Annotated in this window: 11 protein-coding genes; all 11 read right to left on the bottom strand. The window is 46.5% G+C overall.

Going from position 1 to position 12,882, the window contains the following annotated elements:
- Nucleotides 1-16: 16 nt before the first annotated feature.
- Entirely contained in the window at nt 17-247 is a 231-nt protein-coding gene (locus RS891_RS11630; RefSeq protein ID WP_063566367.1) for a YlzJ-like family protein, read from the bottom strand.
- Nucleotides 244-1,017 (bottom strand): ClpP family protease, encoded by a 774-nt coding sequence (locus RS891_RS11625; protein WP_397386910.1) that lies wholly within the window; start codon nt 1,015-1,017, stop codon nt 244-246. Before RS891_RS11625 ends, RS891_RS11630 begins: the two co-directional genes overlap by 4 nt.
- A 215-nt stretch (nt 1,018-1,232) precedes the next feature.
- The gene (locus tag RS891_RS11620) at nt 1,233-2,912 is read right to left on the bottom strand and encodes a ribonuclease J (RefSeq protein ID WP_053783840.1); all 1,680 of its coding nucleotides are present in this window, start codon (nt 2,910-2,912) and stop codon (nt 1,233-1,235) included.
- A gap of 475 nt (nt 2,913-3,387) precedes the next feature.
- A complete protein-coding gene (dapA, locus tag RS891_RS11615; protein ID WP_113052600.1) occupies nt 3,388-4,263 on the bottom strand; it encodes a 4-hydroxy-tetrahydrodipicolinate synthase in 876 nt (291 codons plus the stop codon).
- Nucleotides 4,264-4,310: 47 nt separating this feature from the next.
- Nucleotides 4,311-5,528 carry an aspartate kinase gene (dapG, locus tag RS891_RS11610; RefSeq protein ID WP_113052601.1) on the bottom strand — a complete coding sequence of 406 codons (1,218 nt, stop codon included), beginning with the start codon at nt 5,526-5,528 and terminating at the stop codon, nt 4,311-4,313.
- A 422-nt stretch (nt 5,529-5,950) separates the two neighbouring features.
- A complete protein-coding gene (locus RS891_RS11605) occupies nt 5,951-6,547 on the bottom strand; it encodes a dipicolinate synthase subunit B (protein ID WP_113052602.1) in 597 nt (198 codons plus the stop codon).
- A complete protein-coding gene (gene dpsA, locus RS891_RS11600) occupies nt 6,544-7,443 on the bottom strand; it encodes a dipicolinate synthase subunit DpsA (protein WP_315795340.1) in 900 nt (299 codons plus the stop codon). Before dpsA ends, RS891_RS11605 begins: the two co-directional genes overlap by 4 nt.
- A gap of 232 nt (nt 7,444-7,675) precedes the next feature.
- The gene (gene dut, locus RS891_RS11595) at nt 7,676-8,122 is read right to left on the bottom strand and encodes a dUTP diphosphatase (protein ID WP_170867769.1); all 447 of its coding nucleotides are present in this window, start codon (nt 8,120-8,122) and stop codon (nt 7,676-7,678) included.
- A complete protein-coding gene (locus RS891_RS11590; protein WP_315795339.1) occupies nt 8,082-9,365 on the bottom strand; it encodes a M16 family metallopeptidase in 1,284 nt (427 codons plus the stop codon). The genes dut and RS891_RS11590 overlap by 41 nt, the downstream gene beginning before the upstream one ends.
- A 98-nt stretch (nt 9,366-9,463) precedes the next feature.
- Nucleotides 9,464-10,417 carry a polysaccharide deacetylase family protein gene (locus RS891_RS11585; protein ID WP_397386945.1) on the bottom strand — a complete coding sequence of 318 codons (954 nt, stop codon included), beginning with the start codon at nt 10,415-10,417 and terminating at the stop codon, nt 9,464-9,466.
- A 263-nt stretch (nt 10,418-10,680) separates the two neighbouring features.
- Entirely contained in the window at nt 10,681-12,783 is a 2,103-nt protein-coding gene (gene pnp, locus RS891_RS11580) for a polyribonucleotide nucleotidyltransferase (protein ID WP_113052605.1), read from the bottom strand.
- Nucleotides 12,784-12,882: the final 99 nt, after the last annotated feature.

Here is a 12,882-nt window from a genome sequence, read left to right as displayed (position 1 = left end):
GTCTTATTTGGTCGCGTTATGTTGGTCCCGGGTTACCCGAAAGCGGAACGATAGATCCGGGCATATTAGCGGGATTCAGATAAGCTTCCAAGGGGCATTCAAGTAAACGTACAATGACAGCCTCATTTTCATTAACAGGTCTGACCTGCATCAATAATCCGTTCATCTTGATCTCACGGGTATCTTCTCCTTCATTCCACATCCCCGACCACAGCAATTCAGGTGGCATCACTGTGTAAAGTGTCATTGGGTATAGCCTCCAGCCTGCAGCGTCTGTCTTTTGTCTCCTATGAGCTGATTCAACTGAGCGATGGCTTGGCCGATCCCGCCTACGGCATCCATCAATCCATATTTAACCGCATCAGCGCTACCCACAGCTGTTCCGATATCGCGGTTGAGTTCACCTGTCTTAAACATCAGTTCTTTGAACATTTCTTCAGAGATATTGGAGTGTGACGTAACAAATCTTACGACACGTTCCTGCATCTTCTCCATGTACTCAAACGTCTGAGGCACTCCTATCACAAGTCCGTTCATACGGATCGGATGAATGGTCATTGTTGCACTACCCGCGATAAGGGAATAGGTTGAGGCAACCGCGATCGGAACCCCGATGCTGTGCCCTCCTCCAATGACGACAGTAACCGTAGGTTTGCTAAGTGAAGCAATCATTTCGGCAATAGCGAGGCCCGCCTCCACATCGCCTCCTACCGTATTTAAAATGATCAAGATACCTTCGATTCGCTGATTCTGCTCTGCAGCAACCAGCTGAGGAATGAGATGTTCATACTTTGTTGTTTTGTTTTGCGGAGGTAAAATTAAATGCCCTTCCACCTGACCGATAATGGTCATACAGAAAATGTTCGATTCAGCTGCAGGTGACTGCGTCTGCCCAAACTGCTGAATAGACTCCGTTACAGGTGACATCGCCTTCTCCTCTTGTGCAGGCACTTCCGGTATCTCGGTACCCGGTTGTTCCGATTTCGGTGTTTGCTTGTTTTTCATGTATTCGCTCATTCGATTACTCCCCTTCTCCAGAAACATGTAATGTATTTCCTTAGTATGGGGAATGTTCCAGCTGACTTATACCCGATCACTCATCAATTTCTCCATAATCTGGTGCAGGGCCAGAAAACAACAAAAAAAGCCCCTTCTCTACGAGGAACCGTCCAATATTTCTCGTAGAGATGGGGCGACTGTGTGCCTGAATTTATGTTTTTGTTTGATTTATTTTAAACTTCCATAATGATTGGCAAAATCATCGGTCTACGACGAGTTTGCTCATACAAGAAGCGTCCGAGTGCATCTTTAACATTCGTTTTGAGTGAAGCCCATTCGTTAACGTTCTCACTCATCAACTTTTGCAGTGTGCTGCTGACGATGCGATTGGCTTCATCAAGCAGTCCTTCCGATTCGCGTACATAGACAAATCCACGGGAGATGATGTCCGGACCGGAAACAATTTTGCCATCCTGTTTGCTCAGTGTTACCACGACAACCAGAATGCCATCCTGTGACAGCAATTTACGGTCACGCAATACGATGTTACCTACATCGCCTACACCCAAGCCGTCGATCAACACGTTACCTGCAGTAACTTTACCTGCCTTGCGTGCTGCTCCGCCTTGAATTTCAACCACTTCACCGATATCCGTAATGAAGATGTTGTCTGGATCAATACCTACAGATTCAGCCAGTACTGCGTGGCGGCGCTGCATGCGGAATTCACCGTGAATCGGCAAGAAATATTTCGGTTTCATCAGGTTAAGCATCAGTTTCAGCTCTTCCTGGCTACCGTGACCGGATACGTGGACGCCACTGTTTGCACCGCTGTAATGCACGTTGGCACCCAGACGGAACAGTTCGTCAATCGTACGGCCTACATATTTCTCATTACCTGGAACTGGAGTTGCAGCAATAATTACTGTATCACCAGGCAAAATATCTACTTTACGATGAGTAGAACGAGCCATACGTGTCAATGCTGACATCGGCTCGCCTTGGCTACCTGTGCAGAGAATTACTACACGGTCAGCAGCCATTTTGCCTACTTCTTCCGGCTCAATGATCATGCCATCTGGAATCTCAAGGTAACCCAGTTCAGAAGCAATACCCACCACATTTACCATACTGCGTCCAATAACTGCGACTTTACGTCCAGTTACTTCAGCTGCATTGATAACCTGTTGAATCCGGTGTACGTTGGAAGCAAATGTTGCTACAACGACACGTTGGCTTGCTTTGCGGAAGATATCTTCCAGAACGATACCCACATTTTTCTCCGAAGGTGTAAATCCAGGTTTCTCTGCGTTGGTACTATCGGACAAGAGGGCAAGTACACCATTGGTTCCGATCTGTGCCATACGCTGGAGATCTGCATATTGACCATTGACTGGAGTGTGATCAAATTTGAAGTCACCTGTATGAACAACAGCGCCTTCCGGTGTTTCGACACATACGCCGACGGAATCCGGAATACTATGGTTAGTAGCGAAGAACGTTGCTTTCAATACAGAGCCGAGTTGAATCTCGGAATCCGCATCAATCAGAATGCGTTTTGTTTCACCCAGCAAATTGGCTTCTTTCAGCTTGTTCTCAACAAGTCCGAGAGTAAGCTTTGTTCCGTATACAGGAACATTCAAGTGTTTCAGAACATATGGCAGACCACCAATATGATCTTCATGTCCGTGAGTCAAAATAATCCCTCTTACTTTGTCACGGTTTTCAGTTAGATATGAGATGTCAGGAATGACAATGTCGATTCCAAGCATATCTTCTTCCGGGAATTTAAGACCAGCATCTACGACTACAATGTCGTTAGCGTATTGGATGACGTACATATTTTTACCAATCTCGCCTACGCCGCCCAAAGCAAAAATCATCAGTTTATCGTTGTTATTTTTCTTAGACAAATGAATCTAAACCTCCTATGGTAGTTGGACGTCGTACCTTATTATTTTATTGTAAGTTAAGAAAAGCAGTCCATCACACCCATTCCCGTAAATAGGGATGAATGCAAAAGAGCACCTTTATTCACGATATTTGGAAGAAGTTCTTCGAAGTTATTCCCCTTCACCAACAAGATGGATTTTGAAATGATCCTTCTTAGCCGTTCCTTCCTTTTTCACCACAAAGCTACACCAAGAAACGATGTCGCTTTCAATTTCAAAAAAATACCGCACCCAGTCACTTGACATCATTATACATGATTAAAAACAAAAAAAACAAGTCACTCTCTCGTTAACCTCTAGGTTTGTCTTCAGTTGTGAAAAGAAACCTAACAATCATCGTCAAAAAAAGAACCGCCTCCTCATAATTGAGGAACGGTTCTTCTGCAATTTTTATAGGTTATAAAAGTTAAAAAATCCGTTTAATAACGTATTATTGCTAATTAAACAAGCCACGAATAAAGCCTTGCTCATCCTCTGTTGCGGCTATAAGCGGAAGGCGTACAGATCCTACGTTCAGACCTCGCAATGTCAGAGCGTATTTCACCGCTACAGGGTTCGGTAAAGGCTGCGGGCACTCGAATAGACCTTTGAATACCGGAAACAGCTTCTGATGTATCTGAGCTGCCTGTACAGGGGCGCCACCGAAGTAGGAATCAACCATTTGTTTCATCTCAGCGCCTACCACATGGCTGGCAACACTTACGATCCCGTAAGCACCTACAGCAATGGCCGGCAAGCCAGAAGCATCGTCACCGGAATACACCCTGAAATGCTCGGGTGCACCCGCAGCAATCTGCGTGACTTGCTCCAACGATACACATTCCTTCGTAGCTACTATGTTAGGAATCTGTGCCAAACGAAGCGTTGTCGCAGCCGAAAGGCTGGCTGCTGTACGTCCAGGAACGTTATACAACATAATCGGCAGTTTCGTCGCGTTCGCGATCGCTTCAAAGTGTCTGAACATTCCCTCTTGACTTGGTTTGTTGTAATAAGGAACAACCAGCAAAACACCATCTACCCCAACACGTTCAGCGTCCTGAGTCAGATGGATTGAATGAGCGGTGTTATTGCTACCCGTTCCAGCAATGATTTTGCACCGTCCAGCCGCATGTTTTACCGCGAATTCGAATAGTTCTACTTTTTCTTTGTCGCTAAGCGTGGGAGATTCTCCAGTTGTTCCTGAAATAACGAGCGTCTCTGACTTTTGATCATCAATCAAATAGTCAATCAGACGTGCAGTTTCCTCCCAATGGATCTCCCCTTGTTCATTGAACGGAGTGACCATTGCTGTAATCAATCTTCCAAAGTCCAATTCGATTCCTCCTTCAAAACAGGTCCGGCTCCGCTGACTTCAAAGTACTACAAGTGAAGTTCGAATGAGGCGTGAAGTGCCCTCAGAGCTTGAACCATATCTTCTTTTTTCACAAGTACCCAAATCGTTGTATTGGAATCTGCAGATTGCAGGATCTGGATGTCCGCAAGTGTCAAGGATTCCACGATCCGCGCCATAATGCCTGGCACTCCGTTGATACCTCCGCCGATGACGGAAACTTTGGCACATCCGGAGAGACTTTGCGGTTTAAGACCAATTTCCTGCAGTACCTGTATGGCTTTCTCGGAATCACTATCGAAAACGGTATAGACAACCCCCAGAGGGGTAACATTAATAAAATCTACGCTGATCGAATTTTCAGCCATCGTTTTGAACACTTTCAGCTGCAAACGATCTGCACCGCCCGGTACTTCCACGGTTATTTGCGTAACATTACTTACATAGGCAATCCCTGTTACATATCGGTCAACAATGCCTGTCTGCACATCCTGGAATCCTTCTGGATGTGTTACCAGCGTCCCTTCACTATCTGCAAAGGTAGACCGTACACGCACTGGAATCTGGGATTGCATCGCAATCTCGACTGCACGTGGATGAATTACCTTAGCTCCTTGATGGGCCATATTACATATCTCGGCATAACTTACAACAGTCAACGGACGAGCGTCCTCCACGATACGTGGATCTGCTGTCAGTATCCCATTTACATCCGTATATATATCCACCATCTCTGCATGTAATGCTGCACCAAGTGCTGTGGCTGACGTATCACTTCCTCCACGACCCAGGGTAGTAAAGTCACCATTCTCGGTCTGCCCCTGGAACCCTGTAACAATGACAACACGCCCAATCTGTAGCTGCTCCAGCACACGAACAGGACGGACATCCAAAATTCGGGCATTCCCGAAATTGTCGTCCGTCACAAAACCTGCTTGTGCACCGGTCAGCACTGTAGTTGGAATGCCTTCATGTTCGAGCAGACTACTCAAAGTCGTCGCAGATATAATTTCACCACAGCACAGCAGTAAATCCTTTTCGCGTGCGGAGAGTGCATTTCCGTTCTGTGCAGCCCAGTCCAGTAACGTATCCGTAGCGTAAGGCTCACCACGACGACCCATTGCTGATACAACAATGACCAGACTCAATCCTGCTTCAAGTTCACGTTTAACATGACGGAGCACATGCTCTCTCGCCTGAACGGTAGAGAGAGACGTACCTCCGAATTTCTGTACCATGATGCGCATCTTTATTCCTCCATTTGTGTACGCAAGAAGACTGGACACGGGTCAAATCAACAAATGGATCACCCTAGGGAGCGTTCCGATGCGATAATTTCAGCATTTTATACGGCAATTCATGCCGCTCCTCATCAAAGATTATTTTACCAATCCAGGATGAAGGCCGCGGTTGTTATCGAGATCATGACGCACACGTTCCCCGTGCACTGATCCCGCTTGCCTGACTAATCATTGCAAGCAGGAATTCCCTTTTTATGAAAGGAACGTGGACACAGGTAGCTGTTTATCCCAGCATAACGTCCCTCATGATTTTCTTTGTCTTTCGAACCATCATCACTTCTTCAAGCGAATAACCGTTATCCCCGAAACTAAGTCTGTTCAGAACCCTGCCTATTAACAAACTGATGTTACGGCGGACCCAAGAACTATCAAGCCTGTGCAGCGCGCTGCACAATCATTGGCTGCAACTGTTTGCCTTCAAGCGCACTCCAGCATGCCTCCGGTATCAGCTCCATTTTGGCCACTAGCGAGTTCGGTTTTTTTACCGGATCATCCTGCCCAAATGGCACAAAATACAAATATTTGGCCACGAGCAGTTTGGCGATGTTCGCAGCATTCAACCCAAGTCCATCATTGGTTGAAATGGCGAGTACCAGCGGACGCTGATTTCTCATCTGCGCTTTGGCTGCCATTAAAACCGGACTGTCCGTCATCGCGTTAGCCAGCTTGCTCGTCGTGTTGCCTGTGCATGGAGCAATTACGAGCACATCGAGCAGCTTGGAAGGGCCTAACGGCTCTGCCTCAACAATTGTAGAAATGATATCATTCCCCGTTATATCTTTCAACTGTTTTTGCCAATTTTGCGCGGTCCCAAAGCGTGTATCCGTAGTCAGAACCGAATTGGAAATAATCGGGACAACATTGGCACCTTCGGCCACAAAGCGGCTAATCACCGGCATAACCTCTTCAAACGTACAATGAGAACCTGTAATTGCGTAACCTACCGTTTTTCCCTGCCAGTTCATTGTTCAACCTCCCGTGCGTTTTGTTCTTCCAAAAGCAAACGGATTAACACGTTGGCAATAATGCCGCCAGCCGTTTTGGGAGCAACAATGCCGGGGAGGCCAGGCGCAAGTAGCGCTTTGATACCACGTTTTTCGGCATACCTGAAATCACAGCCGCCAGGAGCGGATGCGAGGTCGATAATGACTGCTTTTTGCGGCATTTTGGACAGGATTTGTGCTGTGATTATCATAGTCGGTATCGTATTAAAAAGCAAGTCAACTTCCCCGGTCTGAGCGGCCAAATCCGTTGTCATGAAAGGCTTCCATCCCATTATGGATGCTCGAGCAGCATCCTCTTCGCGCCTGATTCCCACCCGTACATTTGCCCCAAGTCCCTGGAGCGTTTTGGCCATTGTGAAACCTGTTCGACCCAAGCCAAGTACAATGCATTCCGAGCCGTGGATCGTGAAGTCCGTCTCCCGAATCGCCATGGCAATGGCACCTTCAGCTGTCGGAATGGAGTTGTAGAGCGCGATGTCATCACGATCGAGTACTTCAACAAGCCGTAGACCATTTTCCCGGCACAAATCACGTAAAAAAGGCTTCGCCATACCCGTGAACACAATACAATGCTCCGGCAATGCCGCAACATGTTCCTTTTTCAGAAAAATCGGTGTATCACTGAACGAAGTGCTCACTTTCCCCTGATCATCACACCCGACCACAGGAAGCACCAGCACATCTGCCGAAGCGAGTACATCGTCTTCCAATTCCTGGTGTTCGATACCAGGAATGGAGCACTCCAGCTTGTCGAAACCCACCACACTTACCGTAGCATCCAGCTCTGCGCATTTTTGAATGACTTCAAGCTGCCGCGCATCTCCGCCCAAGACTATAATCCGGACACCGGTCAGCATCGGGACGTCACTCCTTTCACCACATGTATGCCTTATCGTATGCAGTGGCCCACAGGGGGGTGAAACATTAAAATCGAAGCATGCAAAGAAAAGATTGTCCCTATCGTTCAAAAAAAAGAAAAAAGAGCCGCCCCCTCGGGGACGACTCTTGGAGAACATGCTCAGTAAGTAAATCAAACCGTGAAGCTCTAATTACAGAAGAGACTCCTTTTACAGCTTGGTTGAGGAGCATTTATTTTCCGGTATGACCGAATCCGCCTTCTCCACGTACAGTTTCCGACAGTTCAGCTACCTCGGTTAATTCAACTGCTGGAACGGTTTGAAAGACAATTTGGGCAATCCGCTCCCCACGTACAATGGTAAATGGCTCCTGACCCAGATTAATCAAAAGAACCTTAACCTCACCGCGATAATCGGCATCAATGGTTCCCGGTGTGTTCAGACAAGTAATTCCGTGTTTGAAAGCCAGACCGCTGCGAGGACGAACTTGTGCCTCCAATCCAGCTGGCATAGCCATCGCGAGTCCCGTAGGAATCAACGTACGTTGTCCCGGCTGCAATACAACCTCTTCCTGTAATGCTGCAACTACATCAAAGCCGGAGGCCAACTCTGACATTTTTTGAGGCAACTTAATATCTTCATTGCCCGGTAACTTTTGAATTTGAACGTAATGCAACAAAATCATCCCTTCTTAATCCAGCGATCGTACGATCCGAAGTACCGACCATAGCGAGCGCAAATGGCTCCGCAAACATCAGGTCCAGCACAGCATCAACATCGTCCATCGTTACTTCTTCTATTTTGGTAATCATTTCGTCCAGCGTGTGGTGTCTACCCAGCATCAGCTCGTTTTTGCCCAGTCGGTTCATCCGGCTGCCCGTGCTTTCCAAACTGAGGATCAGACTTCCTTTCAGCTGTTCTTTTCCTTTGCGCAGCTCATCTTCGGACAATCCATTTACAGCCAGATCGTGCAGGACCTCTTTGGTCAGATCCAGAACTTCTTTCGTCTGCTTCGGCGCTGTACCTGCATAGATGGTGAAGAGTCCACTATCCGCATGGGAACTATGATAAGAATAAACGGAATAAGCAAGGCCGCGTTTCTCCCGAATTTCCTGGAACAGTCTAGAGCTCATGCCTCCACCAATCGCATTATTCAACACGACCATGGCGAACTGAAGCGGATCTCCGATCTTGCATCCCGGGAACGAGATACAGATATGATTCTGTTCCGTTTTCTTTTTGTGAAAGAGTTGTCCGCTCTGGAATGCAGGCAGCGTGACTTGTTCAGCTACACCGTTGACATCAAAAGCACCAAAATGCTTTTCCATCAAATCAATCACACTGTCATCAATGTTACCTGCAATACTAATAACGGTATTCTCAATCGTGTAGTGCTCCTTCATATATGCACGCAAATGGCTGGAGTCCATCGCCTTGAGGCGCTCTTCTGTACCCAAAATCGGATAAGCGAGGGGATGCTCACCATAGGCTGCCAAAGCCATAAGATCATGGACCATGTCATCCGGCGTATCCTCATACATCGATATTTCTTCCAGAATAACGTTTTTCTCCTTGAGCAGTTCACCATCATCCATTTTAGAGCGGAAGAACATATCGGACAACACATCAACAGCTATTGGCAGATGTTCATCCAATACTTTGGCGTAATAACAAGTGTATTCTTTTGAAGTGAACGCATTCACGTTACCACCAATGGCATCAAATTGCTCTGCAATCGCTTTGGCATCATAACGATCCGTTCCTTTGAACAGCATGTGCTCAATAAAATGGGACACTCCGTTGCTTGCAGGCTGCTCATTGCGAGAACCTGTCTTGACCCATATTCCAAATGACACGGAACGACAGGTCGGAATTTGTTCCATGACAACTCTGAGGCCATTGCCCAGCTGAATTTTTTTCACGGTTGGCCCTCCTACATCTCTATAATTGCCTGGATTTCAACGCAAAATTGAAATCGACATTTGGTTCCAACTGTTTGATAGTAACAAAAAAACATCATTCACTCAACCGCTGATCCCTTCACGCGCTCGGATGACAACGTTTCGCTAACGGTTCCAAGCGTCAAACCCTTGGCCCGTATGGAATCAATCATTCCTTTTAAAGCTCCTGAAGAAGCAGCTGTAGGGTGCATCAGAATTAATGTGCCGGCTTCTACTTTACTGGAGATCTTGGCTACAACAGATTCAGAAGTTGGTTTACGCCAATCCACCGTATCCAGTGTCCAAAGTACCGTTTGAAGTCCCATGCCGGAAGCAATGTCGACCGTCTGTTGATTAAAATCACCGGAAGGTGGAGCAAACCAATGGTTCTCCACACCCAATTTTTCTTTGAGCAGGTCCTGTGTTTTACTGATTTCCAGCTTCGCCCGCTCCGTACTCAACCGACTCATATTCGGATGTGAGTATGCATGGTTTGATAACTCATGTCCACGCTTTTGAATTTCTTTAGCCAGTTCCTCATTTTTGCTCAACCAGCTTCCATCCAGAAAAAAAGTAGCTTTGACTTTTTCGGCATCAAGCGTATCTAGCATCGGAATAATGAATTCATTGCCCCACGCAACATTAATCATGAAAGACACCATTGGTTTTTCGGCATTCCCACGGTAAATCGGGTGTGCACCCAAATCTTTAAGCTGGATTTCAGGTACAGTCTGCCGATAGACATACGCTATCTTGGTGTTCAGCGTGCCACCGAGTGCTTTGCGATACGTGGCTTCCACATCAATCTCTAGTCCGTTATACCCGGGTATTGCTTTCCAGACCCGATCCACTCTGGCATTTACCGGAGCGATTTTCGTTTCGGCCGCTTTATCCCGGATCGCCGATAACAGCTGCTCTTCTCCGGTTGCCTCTTTGAACATATCAAATGCATTTTGCGTGCCTGGCCCATCACGGATTTCCGTAATGTATGTACGTACACTGCCCACTTGTCCGACCAGTATGACAGCTGCCATACCTACCAGAACAGCCGCCAGCTTTTTGGATTGGTTTCCCACAGCTCCATCCTCCCGCCGTCTTTGTCCCCATCATATGAGGACAAGTGCAAGAATATGAATAAAACAAGCTGTTCATGTAAAGTATCTTCAAAGCTGGATTCAGAGGCCTTATGGGTAAACAATGTATTTCATATAGGTATTTAAACGTTAAAAAAAGAGCCAGAAATTCACATTCTGTCTCTTCATTCAATCTATCTTTTCAAAAAACGATGGCACGTAGCCTATGATTGAGCTGGAGCTTCAGCAGTCAATACGGCTTTGCGGGACAAGTTGATACGGCCTTGTGGGTCAATTTCCGTTACTTTTACTGTAATGGAATCACCAATGGCAACAACATCTTCCACTTTAGCAACACGCTCTGTGGACAATTGTGAGATGTGGACCAGACCTTCTTTGTTCGGCAGCACTTCAACGAATGCACCAAACTTTTCAACACGTTTTACTTTACCTACATAAATTTCGCCGACCAGTACTTCACGTACAATGCCTTCGATGATCGATTTGGCTTTATCATTCATCTCTTGGTTAGAAGAGGCAATAAAGACACGTCCATCCTGTTCAATATCAATTTTAACACCGGTTTCCTCGATGATTTTATTGATAATTTTACCACCTGCACCGATAACATCACGGATTTTGTCCGGATTGATATGCATGGTTGTAATTTTAGGGGCATATTGTGACAACTGCTCACGTGGCGTTTTCATCACTTCGGTCATTTTGCTCAAGATGTGCATACGACCTTCTTTGGCTTGAGCCAATGCTTCGGACAAAATTTGACGATCAATACCATCAATTTTGATATCCATCTGAATTGCTGTTACACCATCAGGTGTTCCTGCTACTTTGAAGTCCATGTCACCGAGGTGATCTTCCATACCTTGAATATCACTAAGGATGGATACGTGATCTCCGTCTTTAATCAGACCCATAGCTACACCCGCAACTGGAGCTTTGATTGGTACACCTGCATCCATCATAGCCAATGTGCTGGCACAGATACTTGCCTGGGAAGTTGAACCGTTGGATTCCAATACTTCGGATACGAGACGAATCGTGTATGGGAAGTCCGTTTCGGAAGGAATTACTTTGGAAAGAGCACGCTCACCCAGAGCACCATGTCCGATTTCGCGACGGCCCGGAGCACGCAATGGACGAGCTTCACCTACGCTGAACGGCGGGAAGTTGTAGTGATGCATGAAACGTTTCGTTTCTTCAAGACTGATTCCGTCCAAAATCTGAACATCACCCAGTGCACCAAGTGTACAAATGCTGAGCGCTTGCGTTTGACCACGAGTGAACAGACCTGAACCGTGAGTACGTGGCAGCAGGGAAGTATCACATTCAATTGGACGAATCTCAGCAAGTCCACGTCCATCCGGACGAACTTTATCATGTGTAATCAGGCGGCGCACTTCTTCTTTGACGATATCGTGCAGCACTTCTTTCACATCTTTAAGCAGTTCAGGAGACTCAATATACTTCTCTTCGAAGTGAGCAACAGTTTCGTCATTCACGACATCGATTGCATCCTGACGCGCATGTTTCTCAGCAATTTTAACAGCCTCAACCAGACGCGCACTGGCAAACTCACGTACACTGCTGTTAACTTCAGCATTAACGGCATGCAATTTCACAGCCATTTTTTCTTTACCAGCTACTTGTACGAGTTGTTCGATGACTGCAACAATGTTCTTGATCTCGTCATGTCCGAACATGATTGCTTCCAACATTACTTCTTCCGGAACTTCGTTCGCTTCCGCTTCAACCATCATGATGGCATCTTTGGTTCCTGCAACAACGAGTTCAATCTCACTTACCTCTAGCTGTGCAATCGTTGGGTTGATGATGAATTCACCATTAATACGTCCAACTTTTACGCCACCAATTGGTCCGCTAAATGGAACATCCGAAATGCTCAGTGCAGCCGAAGTACCGATCATGGCAGCAATTTGCGGTTCGCAGTCCTGGTCCACACTCATAACGATATTCAGAACTTGTACATCATTCCGGAAACCTTCCGGGAACAAAGGACGAATCGGACGGTCTGTCAAACGGCTCGAAAGAATTGCTTTCTCACTTGGTCTGCCTTCACGTTTAATAAATCCACCTGGGATTTTACCTACGGCATACAATCTTTCTTCATAGTTTACCGTCAATGGGAAAAAATCCAGATCTTTAGGCTCACTTGATGCTGTCACGGTACACAATACAACGGTATCCCCGTACGTTACCTTAACGGCAGCATTAGCCTGCTTGGCCAAACGCCCTGTTTCAAGCGTAAGCGTTCTTCCACCAAGCTGCATTTCAACACGCTGTTCCATGAAATCCCTCCTTTTATTCGTTCCTAACACAATGGATTCTGCATTTTCACAGTATTTCCTGCTTGTCCTGCATTCATTAACTCCACAGCAACATGCTCA

It is taken from the genome of Paenibacillus sp. BIC5C1 (assembly GCF_032399705.1).
Classification (GTDB): Bacteria; Bacillota; Bacilli; order Paenibacillales; family Paenibacillaceae; genus Paenibacillus; species Paenibacillus taichungensis_A.
This window is presented reverse-complemented; position numbering and strand designations above follow the sequence as displayed.